The organism is Dyadobacter sp. HNCC25DJ186 (assembly GCF_056895235.1).
This window is the reverse complement of record NZ_JBXHAS010000001.1, coordinates 1,018,779-1,037,373: the sequence shown is the minus strand read 5'-3', so window position 1 is coordinate 1,037,373 and position 18,595 is coordinate 1,018,779. Positions and strand designations below refer to the sequence as shown.

Sequence of the window (18,595 nt, the reverse complement as noted above, 5' to 3'; positions counted from 1 at the left end):
CTATGCTTCTCGTCTCAGAATAATTTTATCCGGTGTCGGATATTCCAGCAATTTAGTAAAATCAACCTTCCAGAAATCAAGGTCTAAAAGGTGATTTTTATCGTCTCTCGTCAGGGTGATCACAACCGGCGTTTCATCCGAATCCACATATTCAACCTGAATTAAATCACCAGCGTATGCAGAAACATCACCTCCAAGACTTATGCTGCCCATTTTTCCATCTTCATATTCATCGACATATTCATCGACAGGGTAATCTTTCGGATCCAGATTTAGTTGTTTCAGTAGAAACTCAATCAAATCCTTTTCGTTCTGGCGGATTAATCTTTTTTCTCTCATTTTAAATCACAATGTCAGGCAAGTTTCTTTTCCGGGTTTCTCCACTCTTCTGCTTTTTTACCAACGAACCAAAAAGAGACCGCAAGTATAGCAAAGAAAATTCCTTTGTTGGTCCTGTCCCAGAAATATTCGAAGTAGCGCGTGTAGATATTTAACAAGAAAAATACCAGACACATGTCTCTCAAAACATCATTTTTGGTCTGGAATGCGTATGCTGTAAGTGCACCTAAAACAATGGTATATCCGACTGCCCAGTACCACAAAGTTCCCTGTCGAATAGCCGTCCATCGATCGAGATCATCATAATTCCCAAAAATAGAAAGTGTCCATGCAGCCAGAAGAAAGAGAAATAAACCGATCGAATAAGTTACCGGAGTGAACGACTTCAATGCGTTAATCTTATCAACAATCCAGGAAAGCGACCAGATCACAAGTCCGAAAATGGTCATGTTTAGGGGGTAATTCATGCCTGCAAAACGATAAGAACCACCCGTCCAGTAGTATGTCTGAGCACCCCACCAACCTGCGATAGTCAGTAACATCACCGTCCAGAGAAGCTGGGAATTCAGGTATGCGGCGGTTATGAAATAGGCGATGGCAGCTATCAAGAGCGGTCGCGCATAATTGCCTTCAAAATAAGCGAAACTTCTGGTCCAGTATGCGATTGCGATGGCAACACTCAAAATAATGGTTATGGTATATGTTTCATTGCTCGCTCTGGCGGTTGGATATTTGAGTTTTCTTCGTTTTGCCAGAATAACAAAAACGACGGCAACCAGGGAAAATCCGATCCCGACAACGGTTTCAGAAAAGCCCCATTTAGTACGTAATAATTCTATCCATTTTTCGTCAATTACTAATGCGCCAAATGCCAATAATCCGCAGGACACCGCTGAAATGAACGCATACCAGGTTATGGTGTCGACATTCGAGTTACGCAGCGAATAGCTGCCGCGCAGTTCATCAGCGAGTTCGGGAGTCACTTTTCCGGATTCCTGCCAGAATTGAATTGCATTATTAATAACAGCGGCGTCTTTTTTGTCCAGTTCCATTTCGTTGATGATGCTTTTCTTAAAAGTGTGTCATGACTATTTTTTTTCAAATATACCTTTTTTAATATTTCATCATCAATATCATGCCGGTTCGGAAATCTGGTTACCATAAAAAAATAAGCCAACTCAGGAAGTCCCTGGCTGGCTTATTTTCATTTCAATATTTCTAATCTGTTACAATTATTTCAAACCTGATAAAAATTCAACGACATCGCGAATCTCTCTTTTGGACATAATAGAACCCATCGGAGGCATACTGGACGGAACGTTATCGCGTTTCGCAATTCTTGCCACAGGGATTTTCAAAGGCTCAGCTTCTGACGTTTTCAGAACAAGTTCATGATCATTTTCCGCAGTTAAAATACCAGCCGCTGTCTGGCCGTCTTTTAATGTCAGTACCACCATACCAAAGCCGGGAGATAATCTCGCACTTGGTTCTACAAGCGCCTGAAGAATTTGTTCTCTTGTCAATGTGCTTCCAATTTTTGTTAACGATGGTCCCACGGCACCGCCCTGGCCACCAACCGAATGACAACGTGTACATTCTCCCTGCGAACTGGTCATGAAATATCTCCGGCCAAGCATTGCATTACCTCCATAAAGTGCTTCCTGATAGTCAGCAACGGTATCGCCGGTTTTACGCATTGGCGCAAGTTTAGCAATTAATGTACTTGATTTAGTAGAATCGATGGCTTCCCCCAGATCCAGTGCCAGATTCTTTGGCAGTTCTTTGGAAGCCATTTTGCTGATTAATCCATCAAAAATTGTTTCTGTTTTCGCCACGGGCAGTCCGCCCAGAACACGCAGCATTTGCTGTTGTTCTTTCACGCTCCCTTTTTCAAAAATCACTTTTGAAATATCAGCAAGTGTTTCTTTTGACATGTTTACACTGCTCATAAGGGCCAATGCTGATGTGCGAACGTCTGCATCAGAATCGTTCATTCCCTTTTTCATCGCTGCTTCCATATCCGAATATTTCAGGTCATGCAAAGCAGTCAGCATAGCGGCTCTCACTTTCGGATCTTTATGATCGTTAAGAATTTTGGCGAGCGTCGCATTGTTGTCTGAAATTCCAAGTTCACTTACCATTTGTCCGGTGGCGATCAGAATACCCGCGTCATCATCTTGCAGTAACGTGCTGATCTCAGGTTTTATTTTCGATTTTACAACATCTGCATTTCGGTTAATTACACCACGGTAACGACCATCAACGCGATCCAAAACCGATGGATTTGCCCAGCTTCCCAATGTAGCCAAAGCTTCTGCTCTTAACTCTTTACTAACATCTTTTCTCTTTGCAAAGGCGATCAGATTATCCAGCTGCTCATTCCCGCCAACCCTTAAAGAGGCATTGATCGCACGACGTAATAAGGGTTCAGAAGTAAATCTTTTTTCATTTAACGATGCAGCCAAAGCAGGTAACGCAGGTTCAATCGACAAATCGTCATTGATCGCACGAGCCGCTTCGGTAGCGATATATTCGTCTTTATCATTCAGGAACAAACTAACTTTTTCGCTACTCAGTCTGCGCAATACAAGAACCGCAGCGATACGAAGTGATTTATTCGGGTTGTTTGATAAAGCCACCATCGGCTCCACATCCCCAATCCGTGACAGAGCTAAAACAGCTGCGTGTCTCAAATACAGATCTTCATCGTTGTTCGCCTTAATCATATCAAGAAGCGCAGTAACCGACTGTTTTTCCTGAATACGACCCAACGCCTGCGCGCCAAAGAATTTCACGCGGGGATTTTTATTCGTTAAAAGAGGAATCAAAAGCGGACCCGCCTCAGCGATTTTGGCATCACCCAAAACCTTTGCTGATTGTGCAATGATTTCAGGATCGGCATCTTTCAAAAGCGTCATCAAAGTATTTGCATACGCTTTATCTTGTCTTGCCAATTGTCCAACACCCCAAATACCGTGGATCCGGGCCAGCTGACTTCCGGTCGACGTAATTGCTTTGTTGAGTTCGACTGCGCCTTTTGCGCCACGCGATGCAAGTTCAAACTGCGCTTTAAGCCTGATACGCATATCCTGGTTTGAAAGAAGCGTGTACAGCATTGATTCGGATTGTTTGGTATAATCCAGCTGCATCAGGCGTTTTGTTTCAACTCTTATTGCTTTCAAATCATTCTTTGCATCAGTAACATCAAGTTTCCAGACACGTCCATAGTTTTTAGTATCCCAGCCATTGATCCAGTCAGCAACATATAGCGCGCCATCCGGACCGAAGCGGATACCCGTTGGCAGAATTCCGTTCAGAATATTTTTTTCGCCATCCAAAACAAAAGATGCGCCCTTCGGTTTTAAACCAAATGACCAGATTGGCGAACGGGCCGGGTTCCCGACAAATTCGACAAGGAAAAACTTATTTTTCCACTCCGATCCCAAAGCAGTTCCCGGATTGTATTGCATACCCGTTGGACCATTATGGAAATTCTGGATCGGGGGAATGATGTAAGCCGCCTGACCATCCCAGCGTGGAACATAAAGTTTTTCGTCCATCCAGACTTTATAACTGTTGTTTTTTGGATCAGTATATTTGCCATACTGCCAGTTCGAACGCCAGCCAGCGTCAGAGCCTTCCACAACGTGAACCAAACGCTCACTTTCGCCAGGATGGTCACCGTCGTTATCAGAGCTGATCAGGTTCCCGTATTCGTCGAAAACAAACTCATGCGTATTTCTTAATCCGCCTGCAAAAATTTCAAAATCAGTTCCGTCAGGATTTGATCTTGCTATAATCCCTTCATTCGAACGTTTAAAATTGACACCTTCTTTTGTAGTAATATTCGCTCCAATATCCCCAATGTTCCAGTAAATTTTTCCATCGGGCCCTTCAATCGGATTGGACATACCATGTCCGCCAAAACCAATATGCACACCATAACCATGGCTGATCGATGTTTTTTCGTCCAGAACGCCGTCTCCGTTCGTATCTTTCAAACGCCAGACATCCGGCGCGATGGCAACAAAAACATCATTTGCACGAACAAGCAAACCGCCTGCCACATCAGAAACTTCTTCAAAAAAGTCGCTGAGAATGCGCATGGAAACGTCTGCGATACCATCATTGTCAGTATCTTCCAGGCGCCAAACTTCATCTTTTTCAACGGTCAAATCTTTCCAGTCATGGGAGCCGTCACCGTTCAAATCTTTCAGCCAGGAATTTTCCTTGCTTTTTGACGGATCAAAGGTGCTGCGTAAAAATGCGCGCCGATCTTCCACCGTTTGAAGCGCGATCGAAGGCGTCATCCAGTTACGGTGTCCGCGAATATCAAACTCGGAGTTTTTCTGTCTGTTGGTACGGTTAAGGTAAACGCGTCCTTTATCATCGATCGCCATGGCAACCGGGTCCGGCGCCAGGGAATCAGAAGCCCATAAATCAAGCTTTAATCCGTCGGCAAGTTTGATAACCGTATTGTCACGAATTTCTTTTGCTCTTGCTTTTCCGGTAGCTGCATCTTCACGGATCACCAAAGCTTTGCTGGAAGTTTTGGACGTTGTTGGAGCCATTTTCATACAGGAAACAACTACAATAGCCGTAAATGCTAGTACAGGAAGTGGTTTTCGTAAAAAGTTTCTGGGGATCATCAGGTTCAATTACTGTTTGGTATGGAATATCTTTTTAGTCGTTGAAGACTAAATGTAACTTGCAAAATATTAAGAGACGGAATTGCCCGGTTTTTACTGATCGAAATTAAGAATGTACAGGAAGAGATAATAATGAGTTAAAAAGATAAATAAACGCACTTAAAACAATTTCAGCTGGCCGTTGTTTCCTTTTGGTTTTTTTGCTTTTCCTGTCACAGTCCGGCCTTCATATTTCCAGGAATTTTCCCGTTCGTTTTGAATAACATCTTCAAAACGGTTATTCGGTTGAAAGTCTTTTTCAAGCTGGGCGGCTACTTTTGATAAATTTTTCAACACATCCGATTTATCATGATCACCAAGCCTGAACTTTTGAACAGCCTTATCCAGAATTTGAATTGATTCGTCGTAAATAGTTATCGGGACAGGAAAAGGATGGCCGTCTTTTCCTCCGTGCGCGAAAGAAAACCGGGCAGGATCGGAAAAACGGGAAGGCGTTCCATGAATAATTTCGCTGACAAGTGTTAGCGACTGGATCGTCCTCGGACCAACGCCTTCCAGCAAAAGAAGTGATTCCATATCTGGTACCGGATTATCTTGCGCGAGCGCAAGCACAGCACCAAGTCTTTTCAAATTTACATCTTCCGCACGGACATCGTGATGTTCAGGCATAATTAATTTTCTGACCTCCCGCATCATTTTATCTGGATTCTCCAAAGTAAGTTCCAGAATTCCGGATCGGGTAGGAGCGGCAGCTTTGTCCGTCAGGTTTAGTATTTGTCCCTGATTTTGACCGTAAATAAATGTATGAGGCTCTTCAATAAACGACTTGATACCTGGCGAGTGCCAGTGATATCGCCGCGCCATTTTTTCATTCGTATTCATTCCCTGTTGCACAACCGCCCAATTTCCCTCTTTTGAAACGACGAATGAATGGAGATACAGCTGAAAACCATCCTGAATGGCAGTATTGTCAACTTTTGCAGAAAGGCGGCTGTTACGAACCAGAAGATTTCCATCAAGCCCGGTTTTATTAGCAATGGCCAGTAATTCAGCAGGCGTCTGCAGCGATTGTTTACCTCGTCCGCCGCAAATGTATATCCCTAAATCAGCAGATTTTTTATTGACCGATCGTTTCAAAGCACCCATGACCGAAGTGGTAATGCCCGATGAGTGCCAGTCCATACCCAAAACACATCCCAACGATTGAAACCAGAAAGGGTCACTCAATTTTTGCAGCAAAACATCACGCCCATACTCAATCACAACAGATTCCACGATTGCTCCTCCCAGCAAACTCATTCGCTGGGCAAGCCATTCCGGCACTCTTCCATAATGTAAAGGCAAATCCGCATGTCCACTTTTCATACTTGAAAGTTAATCAAAATCGCTCGGATCGGAAAGCTCGGAGTCGTTGTCTCTTCTACTGCAACGCCATATAAATCAGTTTTTTTAATTTTAAGAAAGACAAGAGCAAAACAAGGACGATATTTGTAAAAAATATTTGGGGTAATAAATAAGAAGATATGACCAACAACGATATTCTAAAAAAGTTACGTGTAGCACTTCATTTGAGAAATGATGAAATTATTCAAATTCTGGCGTTAGTTGATTTTAAAGTAACTGCCAGTGAACTAGGCGCATTATTCCGCAAGGAAGGACATGAAAATTACAAACCATGCGGAGATCAGTTATTGCGCAATTTTCTGAATGGATTAATTATTCACATGCGCGGACCTGCGCCTGATGGAAAAATTCGGGACGAGGAGTAGCCTGGCTATCGGTTAAAAGTGTGCATTTGACAAACAAAAATGCTTTGATCATTTCATTTTTTATATCTTTGATTGTACCGGATATGATTTATACAAATCAATCCGGTTATTTTTTTACGCTTATCAATACAATCACCTAAAAAGCAAAAAATGGTTATTCAGGTTGTCATTACCCTGGTCCTTGTACTTCTTAATGGTTTTTTCGTTGCTGCCGAATTTGCTATTGTAAAAATCAGAGCCTCACAACTCGAACAAAAGGCGCAGGACGGGAACAAAATGGCTATTTTGTCAAAAAAGATTGTGGCAAACCTCGACGGTTATCTGGCTGCCACGCAGTTTGGTATCACACTTGCAAGTCTTGGTTTGGGTTGGATTGGAGAACCTGTTGTTTCGAAAATTCTGATCGGAGGAATGGAGCTGATCGGTATCACACTTGATCCGGTTTTGGCTCACCAGATTGCATTACCAGCTGCCTTTGCGATCATTACCGTGTTACATATTGTTTTTGGAGAATTGGCTCCCAAGTCGATTGCCATTCAGCGGCCGGAAGCTACTACCTTGTTTTTGTCTTATCCGCTTCATGTATTTTTCCTGGTCTTTCGTCCGATTGTCTGGATTTTAAATGGGATCGCCAATTTTATCTTAGGAGCAATCGGTATAACACCGACGCATGGCAGCGAGGTGCATAGCAGCGATGAGCTTCGGTATCTGGTTCAGCAGCAAAAGGAAAGCGGGATGATTGAGGCCGCGGATTATGACCTGATCAAAAATGCATTTAATTTCTCGGAGCGAATTGCCAGGCAGGTAATGATACCGCGGACAAAAATGGTCGGGGTTGATATCAATGATTTTACAGAACCGGATCTTGAAAAAATTATTGAAGAAGGCTATTCCAGGATCCCGGTTTATGAGGACTCCATGGATCAGATCATCGGCGTTTTGCATTTGAAGGATTTATTAATGAAGATGAGAAAGGGAAATGAGATTATTCTTTCTGAACTTGTAAGGCCGATTTCCATGGTTCCGGAATCAAAACCGATCGGTGCGATTCTGCGTGATTTTCAGCTGAGTCGTCAGCAAATGGCTGTTATTGTCAATGAATATGGTGGTGTGGAAGGAATTGTAACGATGGAAGACATTCTGGAAGAACTGGTTGGAGAAATTCAGGATGAATACGATAACGAAACGCCAATTGTTAAAAATGAAAACGGGAAATATCTGGTTTTAGGCTCGGCCTCACTGAGTGATATCAATGAACACTTACCAACAGATATTTTCAGGGAAGGTGATTATGAAACGCTGGCAGGTTTTCTTATCTCAAAATTCAACCGGATTCCATCGATAGGGGAAAAGATCCGTACGAAAGATTATGAATATATGGTCATGAAAAAGCAGCGCAGTATGATTACGCTTGTGCAGATCACGGCATTAGAGGAGTGACGAATTTCTATTTCAGGGAAAGATCAATTTTTAAAACTTGTTGATTTCTCAGGATTTCGAGATCCAGTTTGCCGGTCCAGTTATATTGCTGGCGAATTGCTTCCAATCTTACCACGTTTCCCGCTTCCTCTTTATTGGCTGTTCTGATCACATCGCCAGCTTGAAGTTTGCTTTTTGAAAGAATACTGGAAGCGGGGATTTCGACAAGAATAACACCTTTTTCGTCCGGCAGTCCAAAAGCGGAACGATCGCCCAGGCCGTTTACATTTCTGATTTTGGCACCCAGCCAGACCGTTTCCTGCAACTCTTTTTCCAACGCTGCATTCAGGAGAACTGGAAGCTCAACTTTGTTAGCCATTTTTCGCAGACGTGCTTTTGTTACACCGAAATCATTCATCGGGAAATTCTTAAAGCCGACGCTCAAAGCAGGACTGGATGACTTAACATGATAATTTCCACTTTTGGCATCTGCAAAAACAGCATCTCCTGCCTTACTGTTTTTATCTATGTTCAGGACTTTCGCACTTGCCAGCGCAGTTTCGTCGGGGAAAAGATTATTGTTTACTTGCTTACCCCAGTCGTTAACCAAGATCGGAAAATAAGGGCGCATGACAATATTTTTTCTAAAAATATCACCGCTGTTTTTAAACCAGACGTGTGGGTGAAAAGAGTTATTGATCAGGATATTATTTTCGGCGATACGCTTGAACCCTTCCCGGAATTTAAGTCCGCCGCTTAGCAATACATTGTTATAGATATGGTAATTGGAACTTCCGTCATCCAGGTCGATATCCCAGCCATGATCGCACCGGAATCGGTTATTTCTTATCACGATCGTTTTTTGAGCATCCAGAAATATTAATTCCGGATGTTTTGACACAAGGCTATCCATGGTTTTCCGATTTGGATGCCAGAACCGATCCCGTCCCCAGGAATTAAAAGCACCGTGATCGCCTGTCTCCATGACGGTCTCGAAAACGTCATTATTTTCAATCAAATGCCCACCCCAACAGCCATCACCGATATTTATTCCGGCACGCGGGACGCGATAAATGGTATTATAACGGACCAAAATCTCTGAGGCCATCTCAATTTGTACCGCAGTTGACTGTTTTTCAATTTTTCCAATATCATGTATCAGATTGTTTTCGGCAAAGCAAGCGGAAGGAAAGCGATTGTTTTTGGGACCCGGGGTTTTATCCAGTTTAGCGTAAACAACAAAATTATCGTAACCAAAAGCCGGAGAACGGACGGCTGAACTATCTCCGACAAAACAAATAGCGCTTGCGCCAATGTTATGGAAATGTGACCCTGTAACCCCGGAAGCATGATTATATCCACTGAACAAAACTGCATTTCCGCCCAAAAAATTGAATTCCGAATCTTCAACAACACAGTTTTCTGTATTTTCCATCAGAATGGCACCGCCACGATAAATCATCCAGTCACTTCTCAGTAGCGGCTCATAATGATCCATGAAGGTTCTTTCAGTATGTGTAAATCTGATTCCTTTTATAGTAACATTACGAATTGGCTTTTCCGGATAGCCCTTTATTTCAAAAATATGTTTAAGATTGGAAACCTCAAACTTCGCTGTTTTGAGATCGATTCCCGGCTGAGGATAGAGATATAATGTTTCCGATTTTTTGTCATAGTACCACTCACCAGGCGCATCCAGCTCTTCAAGAATATTTTCAACAAAACGGTACTTCGGATGAAGCGGTGCGGGACGGTTATTTTGCCAGCCTCCTTCCAGATCAGCTTTTCCGTTAGTAATTCCTGTAATCCGGTAGTGAAAACTTCCCCATTCGCCTTGGTGAAGTGCATGAAAATAACCGCCCGCCGGATTTTTCCATTTGGTCATCCGTTCTGGCGAAATTGCATCTTCGGCAGTTCCGTTAAAAACCCGCGCGGTTGAGTCATAATTTGGATATCGTGCAAGAATCTGAGGTATTCCATTAATAAATAGTGACTCAAATCCTGTATTTTCAATTTTGGCCTTCCAGATATTTTCAGTGTATTTTCCCCAATCAGGAGATAATTTTAAGCCAGCGCTAAAAGTGACATTTTCGTTTTTGAGTGATTCTATGGATACAATTTTTCCTTTTAATACGTTCTCATTGAGTATTATAGTCTGGTCAAGGTAATAAGTGCCCTGCCGAATCAGTATCGTAATATGGCTTTGTTTTAACTGCTTTATTTTATTTATAGCACCTGATGGTGTTTTCAGAGGAGAAGTGATCGAACCTGCATTTGCATCATTTCCGGATGGAGAAACGTATAGTTTATGTTGGGCGTATGAAGTGAATGAGACAACCTGGATCCAGATAAGCAATGTGTAAAAGTATCTATTTCGCATATCGTCAACGTTGATTGAAAATGATTTAACCTTTGCTGGTTAAATGAAGATTTTCTCATTACTTTTCTACCCATTTTAAAAGGATTCTCGATCAAAAATTTTGTAGCCATGAAGTATTATGTAAAATTGGCGGCTGGGGTTATTCTTCCGATATGGACGGGAAGTTTTTTATTGGCACAGAACAAAGAGTTAAAAGATTCTCTTCCCTCTTATGCGCAAATTATGCCGAAGTTTTCTGAAATGGTTGATCATGTCAGTCCTGGGCAAGATGGCATACTTGAATTACCAGTAGGAAAGGCACCGGCATCGAATCAATTAAACGCAGATGGTTCCGTAAGAGTCAACCGGACCGGGGAAATCGTTGTTCCCGCTGTAACGCCTGATATAATGAAGATTAAAAGGCAAAAAGACTTGCCGGTTCCGGTAAGAAAGGTAATCAGAAAATAGTTACATAGATAAAAATCATAGTTCGTATTTGCGGGTTGGCCATTTAGTCGGTGCCGTAAATTTTCAAAACCGTTTCATGAAGTTTCGTCCCGGGTTCGCTCAGTACAAACGCGATGTTCTCGGCAATATCAGTTGGTGCAACCCATTTAGAAAAATCAGCATCGGGCATGGCCTTGCGATTCGTAGGCGTATCAATGATCCCGGGTACAATAACTGTTGCAGTGATATTTTTTGATTTCCCTTCCGCATTAATGAACTCAGCCATTTTGAAAACTAGTGATTTGGAAAGTGCGTAGGCGAAGTTATCTTTTCCCTGATTAGCTTCAAGTGCTGGTCTGGCACCGATGAAAATGAATTGTCCGCCGCCGCTGCTTTCGAAATGTTTCATAAGTGGTTTGACGAGATGGAAAGCTGTGAAAAAATTAATACTGAACATATTTTCAAGCAGCGCATTATCGGTAGCGTGAAGATCTCCGGGAGCATATCCGCCAACGAGAAAAACTCCAGCCTGAATTGTCGACGCTTTTTCAAGGGTTGTATTGACAAAATCCAGAGCTGCTTCCTGATCCGACAGATCAACAACCTGGCTTATCACATTTTTGAGATCGGTAAAAGCTTCCGGTTTTGTGGATCCAAATGTTACATATAGGTTATTGCCCCCTTCACTGAGTTTCTTAACTACGTCCTTTCCAAGTCCTCCCGATGCTCCGCTAATGATGATGTTTTTAGACATTTCTATTCCTGGCTGATGTGATTGCTAAAATAACGAAGTCGTAGCAAAAGTGTGTGTTTTGAATAAATAAAAAGAGAAGCCGGCTAAATGCGTCGACTTCTCTTTTCGGACAGGACCTTCCTCGAACCTCTTTTTTTATTTATTTAAAAGGTCAATCAGAAACTTTCTGAATGGTTCTGCAAATTCTTTTCTCTTCAGTGCAAACTCTACTGTCGTTTTAAGATAATCCAGTTTATCACCGATATCATGACGTTTCCCTTCGATGTGATGTGCGTAAATATTTTCGCGTTTCAGAAGAAGCAATAGGGAATCTGTTAATTGGATTTCGTTATTCTTTCCTTTTGGTGTTTGTTCGATCGTATTAAAAATCTCCGGCGTCAAAATGTAACGACCTGCAATGGCCAGGTTGGAAGGGGCAAGTTCAATGGCTGGTTTTTCAACCAATGTGCTTAATTCCAGAATGGTATCGCTCAGTGAAGTGCCACCAACAATGCCGTAACGATTAACCTTGTTTGCCGGCACCTGTTCAACCGCGATCACCGATCCGCCATACTGTTCATAGGTATCCATCAATTGTTGCGTAACGGGGATGACTGAATCCATGATCGTGTCACCCAACAATACTGCAAATGGTTCATTACCAACGTGATGGCGAGCGTAATAAATGGCATCGCCCAGTCCATTTGCTTCTTTCTGGCGTACGAAATGGACATTGGCCATATCAGCCAGACGGCGCATTTCATTGAACCAGATCATGTCCTCTTTTTCTTCAAGACGGGATTCAAGCTCAACATTCCTATCGAAATGATCCTCAATCGCGCGTTTCCCTTTTCCTGAAATAATTAGAATATCTTCAATCCCTGAATCAACAGCTTCCTGCACAACATATTGGATCGTCGGAATGTCGATGATAGGTAACATCTCTTTCGGCATTGACTTGGTCGCTGGCAAAAAACGGGTTCCGAGTCCGGCAGCAGGAATTACAGCTTTACGAATCATAAGTTTTGGCTTTCGGCGGTAGGCTATCGGTTTTCAGTTGGTAGCGTTTGGCCAGTTGGTTAAGTTTTTATGTTTTTAATTATTGCAAGTATTAATTAGTTTGATAAAATCAGCTACTGACAGCCGGAGGCCGACAGCCGATAGCTAAATAACAAATGGCTTAATTACCCTTGCATTGTATTTTTTGAGTTTTACAAAAAGCTGGTTTAACATGTCGTCGTCTTTATAGATTCCGATAATGGTACCGCCGGAACCTGCGAATTTGGCTGACGCCCCGCAGGATCTCGCTTCATTGATGAGTTTTTTGTTTGAATCCGGAACGTTATAAATCTGACAGCGAAGATCGAAATTTTGGTTCATTAGTTCGTGGAGGTCGCCAGGCCGGCCCTCCTTTAAGGCAGTATGCGCTTCTTTCGCTTTCTGTGCGATTTGTCCCAAGACGTCGATCACATCCTGTTCGCCGCGATCGAATCTTGCGCGAACGTCACTGTGAACTTTTCCGGAAACTTTGCTGAGGTTGGTATTATAAGCGACGTAAAGCTTAGGCAAAAGCGCCGGGTCTATTCTTTCGTAAAGTCCGTATCCCTGAGATTGAATCAGTGATTTGTCAAAGTCCATATAAACACAGCCTTCATAACACTGGATAACACGGTCCTGCAAACCAGCGGCAATTCCCAATTCTTCCGTTTCTGAAACCATGACCAGCTGTGGCAGAATTTCGATAGGTATCTCTACTTTGTAAAATTGCATCAAAGCCCTGAAAAGCGCGACAACAATTGCGCTGGAACCAGACATTCCTACCTGACGAGGTATTGACGAGCGATATCTTACAGTGAAATTCCGGTTGGGTAATTTGATATTATGATCTTCACAATAATCGGCAAATTTTTTGATACCTGCTTTTATCAAAGGAATCCCACCATTGTAACCCAGCATACTAACGGAATCCCGGAGGTGGAAAACGCTGCGGAATGTGCTGCCATCCTGCGGTTCAGGCTCAATGTGTAGCTCAGGGGATTCGTATAAAGAAATAGATGCTCCGAAATTCCGGACAGATATTGATATTGTTTTTCCAAAAAAACCATCAGAAGGATTTCCCAGCAGCCCGGCCCGGGCATATGCGCGTGTTTCAATAATCAATGTAAATATTTTTTAACGTCAAAGTAGTAACCAGTTGACGAAGCTTTACAGCTTTGTCCCTTAATTGAATGTGAGGTTCAATAACGGAAAATTTATCAAAAGTTAATGCCTAATTGAAATATTTTCTCTGCCAATAAATAAAAAAACGGACAGACCAGGTACGTATTCGACCTGATCTGTCCGCTAATATTTTTACCTGAAATTATGCTTGCTTAATCAACTGGATATTGATAACCAATTTGATTTCGTCGCCAACTACTACACCACCTGCCTCAGTTGTCGCACTCCACGTTAAACCAAATTCCTTACGACTGATTTTACCTGCCACCTCGAAACCAGCTTTGCTTTGACCATAAAAGTCTGTCATTGCTCCACCATATTCTGCGTCTAAAACAACCGGATTGGTTACACCTTTAATGGTCAAGTCGCCTTTAAGTTTATAAGTGTCTTCACCTGTTTTTTCAAGACCTGTTGAAACAAAAGTTAGTTTTGGGTAATTCTCTGCATCAAAAAAGTCGCCTGAACGAAGGTGTTCGTCACGTTGCGCCTGATTTGTGTCGATGCTTGCAACATCAGCAGAGAAATTAATACTTGCTGTTGTCAAATCGTCTCCGTCAGTTTCGGCTGTTCCTTCAAAAGTTTTGAATGCACCTGTTACAGTGGAAATTACAAGGTGTTTTACTTTGAACTGAATCTCTGAATGCGTTGGGTCAATAACCCATGATGTTTTAGTTGACATGATATCTATTGTTTTGATTAATATGTTTCTACATTTAATGTATATACATGTAAATATCAGAAAAAGTTTAAAAAATGGCAAAAAAAATTCTCAATCTTTTTAGATTGAGAATTAAATGGTTGACAGTAAGGTTTTTACTTGTAAATTTTATTTCTAAATTATTCTTTGGGCATAACAAAAATAGATTCGTCGATCTTTGGATTTACCTGTAAAGATTTGATGGTCATAGCCATCGATGCTCCGGGCATAGCAGAAGTTTCAACTTCCGAAGTGAAAGGATAAGTTACACCATCCACTTGTCTGAAATCTGATTGGTTGTTGGTGGATTGGACGTCCTGCCCATTTACGTTCATGAAGGCAACAACTTTCAAAACATAATACGTGTCTTTGGAAATGTAGTTGGTTCGTTTACCTCCATTTTTCAGATTTACAGTCACTTTGTAAACTTTTGCGCCTGCAAGGTCATCCTCACCGTCCAATGTCAGGGTTTGTCCTTTTTCTTTGTAATTGTAAAGTCCGGTTAGATCGGTTTCTGCGGAGAGAGACTTAACAACTTCCTCTGGCAATGGTGTAGCTTTGGTTTGGCCAGCCATCGGATTAACAGACCAACCTTTGTCTTTATCAATAACCTGAATGATCGTTTGTCCTTGTACCGTCGTTTCACTGCGGAATCCACGGTCCTGAACGATAGTGGTGATGACCGGAATTTCCATGTTCATTACCTTCATTTCTCCGGTTATTTTTACACTTTTCAACTTTGACAGTTTATCAGCACCTCCCATTGCGGTAACGTGCTTGGCTATGATTTCGTCAACGGTCTGCGCAAAGGAAGAAGTGCTTATCGCTGCTATGATCAAAAAGATCAACGACTTTAAAAATGTCTTATTTTGCATTTGAGCTTGTTTTGATAAAGTGTAAATCTATGAAAAATTAGTTTAAAACCGAGGTCGGTTAAGGATGGACGGATATCGTGTCTGTTGAGCGTTGGAATTTTTTGTTTACCCGTCCGATGGCGGAAAAAGCCATCGGACGGGTCGCTCGTTCCGGTCGGACGGCTTTTTCTACCGTCTGACCGGAAAAAAACCTGCGTAAACCAAAGCCGTCCTATTCAAACTTTGAATAAAAAAAAACGAACGAACCAAAAATGGTCCGCTCGCCAAAATATATAAGTTCTTAAACTAACTATGAATTTTTCAATGCTTCTGCACCACCAACAATTTCAAGGATTTCTGTTGTAATTGCTGCCTGACGTGTACGGTTATAAACCAGTTTCAACGCTTTCAAAAGATCCTGAGCATTTTCAGTTGCCTTATCCATCGCCGTCATACGCGCGCCTTGTTCCGAAGCATTCGATTCAAGAACTGCACGATATAACTTGATCTTTAACGATTTTGGAATTAATTCAGCTAGAATTTCTTCCTCGTTCGGTTCAAATATATAATTAACCTCCGGTGCTTTAACTTGCTGGGCAGTTGTATCAGCCACGATCGGTAAAAACGGATCTGTATGAATTATTTGAGTCGCAACATTTTTAAATTCGTTAAAAACAAGATCAACAACATCATAACGACCTTCTGAAAAGTCTTTCATGATATTTTCTGCTGCTTCTTTAACGTTAACAAATTTAAGTCTTGTGAAAAGATCAGTAAAACCCGTGTTCACTGTAAATCCTCTGCGAACGAAAGCTTCTGCGCCTTTTTTACCAATTGCAAAAATCTCAACATTTCCTTTGCTTGCCTGCACTGAATATTTTTCATTGATCAGTTGCAAGGTTGCTTTAATAATATTGGTATTGAAAGCTCCGCATAATCCACGATCAGAGGTAACGACAACGATCAATACTTTTTCTATCGCACGAACGTCTTTCAGCGGGCTATCAACAGAATTTTCAGAACCTGCCGAGACTGTCGAAAGCATTTGACCTAGCTTTTGGGCATAGGGACGCATTTGCAGGATATTGTCCTGAGCTCTGCGCAATTTAGCAGCCGCAACCATCTTCATGGCTTTGGTGATCTGCTGGGTGGAGTTAACCGAAACGATCCGGTTACGTACTTCTTTTAAGCTTGCCATCTTAGGGAAATTAAATGCGGTCCGCCTGAGGTAATCAATAAGTGAAAAACTAAAAACATATCACTGCTTTTAATTTTTCACTCAAAGCTTCTCTTTTAATATTTAGCTGAAATTTCTTTCGCTACTTTATCTAGTACATCTGTGATGTTGCTGTCAAGCTTACCTGCACGCAAAGCGGCAAGGGTGTCGCTGTATTGAGCAGAAAGAATAGTTAGGTATTCTTTGTCAAACTGCTTAACCTTATCAACCGGAATTCTGTCCAACAATCCTTTTGTAGATGCATAAACAGTAGCCACCTGATGTTCAACTGGTACCGGAGCATATTGAGGTTGTTTCAATACTTCCTGGTTACGGCGTCCACGGTCAATCGCAAGTTTAGTAGAAGCATCAAGATCCGAACCGAATTTTGCAAAAGCTTCCAATTCACGGAACTGAGCCTGGTCAAGTTTTAACGTACCTGATACCTTTTTCATTGACTTGATCTGGGCGTTACCACCCACACGTGATACCGAAATACCCACGTTGATCGCAGGACGGATACCCGAGTTGAACAAGTTTGATTCAAGGAATATCTGTCCGTCTGTAATAGAAATTACGTTCGTTGGGATATATGCAGAAACGTCACCAGCCTGTGTTTCAATAATTGGAAGTGCAGTCAATGAACCACCACCTTTCACTTTTCCGATTAGGGAAGGAGGAAGGTCATTCATGTTTGCAGCGATTGCATCATCATTGATGATTTTTGCAGCTCTTTCCAACAAGCGGCTGTGAAGGTAAAATACGTCACCTGGATAAGCCTCACGTCCCGGAGGGCGACGAAGCAACAAGGAAACTTCACGGTATGAAACTGCTTGTTTTGAAAGGTCATCATAAACAATAAGTGCAGGACGACCAGTATCACGGAAGTATTCACCGATTGCAGCACCTGTAAATGGAGCATAAAATTGCATAGGTGAAGGATCCGATGCACCAGCTGCTACGATTACCGTATAGTCCATTGCACCATAACGGCGAAGTGTCGCTTCGATACCTTTGATAGTAGAAGCCTTTTGGCCACAAGCTACATAGATACAGAAAACTGGCTCGCCTTTATCGTAATATTCTCTTTGATTGATGATTGTATCAATAGCAACAGCTGTTTTTCCAGTCTGGCGGTCACCGATAATCAACTCACGTTGTCCACGTCCGATTGGAATCATCGCATCGATTGCCTTGATACCAGTCTGAAGAGGCTCAGTTACTGGCTGACGGAAAATAACACCGGGCGCTTTACGCTCAAGTGGCATTTCAAAAAGCTCTCCCTGAAGAGGGCCCATACCGTCGATTGGTTCAGCCAATGTGTTAACAACACGGCCTACAATCCCATCACCAACTCTTACTGAAGCGATTTCCTTCGTACGCTTCACTGTGTCGCCTTCTTTGATTTCACTTGAATCACCAAGTAAAACGGCTCCAACATTATCTTCCTCGAGGTTTAGTGCGAGGGCCTTTAAGCCATTTTCGAAAACAAGCAGCTCACCCGCCTGTACTTCAGAAAGGCCATAAATGCGGGCAACACCGTCACCAACTTGAAGGACTGTTCCTACTTCTTCGAGTTCCGCTACCGATTTAGCGCCTGCAAGTTGTTCCCGCAGGATGGCCGAAACTTCGTCCGGTCTAACAGATACCATAGTATAATTGACTTATTTAGAGTATAGTAGTAAGTTTTTGAAATCAGCCGCAAAGGTAGGTTTAATTCTTTAAATAAAGAATACTTCACTTAAAAAACTGACCACAAAAATTAGATTTTTCCAAGTTTACTACGCTGTCCTATTACAGTGGCGTAAAAATATGGAATTTCAGGCATTTAAAAGGTTTTTAAAACTTTTTTAGGTACTAATTGTGTTTTTGTTGTAATTGAGTTCGTTAATA

The 18,595-nt window shown here is 42.1% G+C and carries 15 protein-coding genes; 3 read left to right on the top strand and 12 right to left on the bottom strand.

Features of this window, described 5'->3' with window-relative positions:
- From AC1XUO_RS04445 to AC1XUO_RS04430, 4 genes are all read right to left on the bottom strand, one after another.
- Positions 1-339: a DUF6984 family protein gene (locus tag AC1XUO_RS04445; protein ID WP_483328546.1), complete on the bottom strand. Its 339-nt coding sequence runs from the start codon at positions 337-339 to the stop codon at positions 1-3.
- Positions 340-353: 14 nt separating this feature from the next.
- Positions 354-1,391: a hypothetical protein gene (locus AC1XUO_RS04440; protein WP_483328545.1), complete on the bottom strand. Its 1,038-nt coding sequence runs from the start codon at positions 1,389-1,391 to the stop codon at positions 354-356.
- A 180-nt stretch (positions 1,392-1,571) separates the two neighbouring features.
- Complete coding sequence (locus AC1XUO_RS04435) at positions 1,572-4,988, bottom strand: DUF7133 domain-containing protein (protein ID WP_483328544.1); 3,417 nt, start codon at positions 4,986-4,988, stop codon at positions 1,572-1,574.
- Positions 4,989-5,147: 159 nt separating this feature from the next.
- Positions 5,148-6,353: a DUF763 domain-containing protein gene (locus AC1XUO_RS04430; protein ID WP_483328543.1), complete on the bottom strand. Its 1,206-nt coding sequence runs from the start codon at positions 6,351-6,353 to the stop codon at positions 5,148-5,150.
- A gap of 158 nt (positions 6,354-6,511) precedes the next feature.
- On the opposite strand from AC1XUO_RS04430, the gene AC1XUO_RS04425 reads away from it, so the two are divergent.
- Together AC1XUO_RS04425 and AC1XUO_RS04420 are read left to right on the top strand one after the other, a co-directional pair.
- Complete coding sequence (locus AC1XUO_RS04425) at positions 6,512-6,757, top strand: DUF1456 family protein (protein ID WP_235148368.1); 246 nt, start codon at positions 6,512-6,514, stop codon at positions 6,755-6,757.
- Between the two features lie 150 nt (positions 6,758-6,907).
- Complete coding sequence (locus AC1XUO_RS04420; RefSeq protein ID WP_483328542.1) at positions 6,908-8,197, top strand: hemolysin family protein; 1,290 nt, start codon at positions 6,908-6,910, stop codon at positions 8,195-8,197.
- A 7-nt stretch (positions 8,198-8,204) separates the two neighbouring features.
- Here AC1XUO_RS04420 and AC1XUO_RS04415 read toward each other — a convergent pair whose 3' ends face one another.
- Entirely contained in the window at positions 8,205-10,556 is a 2,352-nt protein-coding gene (locus AC1XUO_RS04415) for a peptide-binding protein (RefSeq protein ID WP_483328541.1), read from the bottom strand.
- Positions 10,557-10,664: 108 nt separating this feature from the next.
- Between AC1XUO_RS04415 and AC1XUO_RS04410 the strand changes: the two genes are divergently transcribed.
- A complete protein-coding gene (locus AC1XUO_RS04410) occupies positions 10,665-11,003 on the top strand; it encodes a hypothetical protein (protein ID WP_483328540.1) in 339 nt (112 codons plus the stop codon).
- Positions 11,004-11,046: 43 nt separating this feature from the next.
- On the opposite strand, the gene AC1XUO_RS04405 is transcribed toward AC1XUO_RS04410, so the two are convergent.
- From AC1XUO_RS04405 to atpA, 7 genes are all read right to left on the bottom strand, one after another.
- On the bottom strand, positions 11,047-11,736 hold the full coding sequence (locus AC1XUO_RS04405; RefSeq protein ID WP_483328539.1) for an SDR family NAD(P)-dependent oxidoreductase: 690 nt from the start codon (positions 11,734-11,736) through the stop codon (positions 11,047-11,049).
- Positions 11,737-11,871: 135 nt separating this feature from the next.
- Entirely contained in the window at positions 11,872-12,735 is an 864-nt protein-coding gene (gene galU / locus AC1XUO_RS04400) for a UTP--glucose-1-phosphate uridylyltransferase GalU (protein WP_090338954.1), read from the bottom strand.
- A gap of 144 nt (positions 12,736-12,879) precedes the next feature.
- Entirely contained in the window at positions 12,880-13,875 is a 996-nt protein-coding gene (locus AC1XUO_RS04395; protein WP_483328538.1) for a mevalonate kinase family protein, read from the bottom strand.
- A 202-nt stretch (positions 13,876-14,077) separates the two neighbouring features.
- The gene (locus AC1XUO_RS04390) at positions 14,078-14,614 is read right to left on the bottom strand and encodes a YceI family protein (protein WP_483328537.1); all 537 of its coding nucleotides are present in this window, start codon (positions 14,612-14,614) and stop codon (positions 14,078-14,080) included.
- A gap of 158 nt (positions 14,615-14,772) precedes the next feature.
- Positions 14,773-15,507 carry an outer membrane lipoprotein-sorting protein gene (locus tag AC1XUO_RS04385; protein ID WP_483328536.1) on the bottom strand — a complete coding sequence of 245 codons (735 nt, stop codon included), beginning with the start codon at positions 15,505-15,507 and terminating at the stop codon, positions 14,773-14,775.
- A 289-nt stretch (positions 15,508-15,796) separates the two neighbouring features.
- Positions 15,797-16,684 (bottom strand): ATP synthase F1 subunit gamma, encoded by an 888-nt coding sequence (gene atpG / locus AC1XUO_RS04380; protein WP_483328535.1) that lies wholly within the window; start codon positions 16,682-16,684, stop codon positions 15,797-15,799.
- Between the two features lie 95 nt (positions 16,685-16,779).
- Positions 16,780-18,354, bottom strand: a complete 1,575-nt coding sequence (atpA, locus tag AC1XUO_RS04375; RefSeq protein WP_483328534.1) for a F0F1 ATP synthase subunit alpha — start codon at positions 18,352-18,354, stop codon at positions 16,780-16,782.
- Positions 18,355-18,595 lie beyond the last annotated feature (241 nt).

Coding starts and splice junctions, on each gene's coding strand:
- AC1XUO_RS04425 (WP_235148368.1), top strand. CDS start 6,512: ATGACCAACAACGATATTCTAAAAAAGTTACGTGTAGCACTTCATTTG.
- AC1XUO_RS04385 (WP_483328536.1), bottom strand. CDS start 15,507: ATGCAAAATAAGACATTTTTAAAGTCGTTGATCTTTTTGATCATAGCA.
- AC1XUO_RS04440 (WP_483328545.1), bottom strand. CDS start 1,391: ATGGAACTGGACAAAAAAGACGCCGCTGTTATTAATAATGCAATTCAA.
- galU (WP_090338954.1), bottom strand. CDS start 12,735: ATGATTCGTAAAGCTGTAATTCCTGCTGCCGGACTCGGAACCCGTTTT.
- AC1XUO_RS04390 (WP_483328537.1), bottom strand. CDS start 14,614: ATGTCAACTAAAACATCATGGGTTATTGACCCAACGCATTCAGAGATT.
- AC1XUO_RS04420 (WP_483328542.1), top strand. CDS start 6,908: ATGGTTATTCAGGTTGTCATTACCCTGGTCCTTGTACTTCTTAATGGT.
- AC1XUO_RS04410 (WP_483328540.1), top strand. CDS start 10,665: ATGAAGTATTATGTAAAATTGGCGGCTGGGGTTATTCTTCCGATATGG.
- atpG (WP_483328535.1), bottom strand. CDS start 16,684: ATGGCAAGCTTAAAAGAAGTACGTAACCGGATCGTTTCGGTTAACTCC.
- AC1XUO_RS04415 (WP_483328541.1), bottom strand. CDS start 10,556: ATGCGAAATAGATACTTTTACACATTGCTTATCTGGATCCAGGTTGTC.
- AC1XUO_RS04445 (WP_483328546.1), bottom strand. CDS start 339: ATGAGAGAAAAAAGATTAATCCGCCAGAACGAAAAGGATTTGATTGAG.
- AC1XUO_RS04405 (WP_483328539.1), bottom strand. CDS start 11,736: ATGTCTAAAAACATCATCATTAGCGGAGCATCGGGAGGACTTGGAAAG.
- AC1XUO_RS04435 (WP_483328544.1), bottom strand. CDS start 4,988: ATGATCCCCAGAAACTTTTTACGAAAACCACTTCCTGTACTAGCATTT.
- atpA (WP_483328534.1), bottom strand. CDS start 18,354: ATGGTATCTGTTAGACCGGACGAAGTTTCGGCCATCCTGCGGGAACAA.
- AC1XUO_RS04430 (WP_483328543.1), bottom strand. CDS start 6,353: ATGAAAAGTGGACATGCGGATTTGCCTTTACATTATGGAAGAGTGCCG.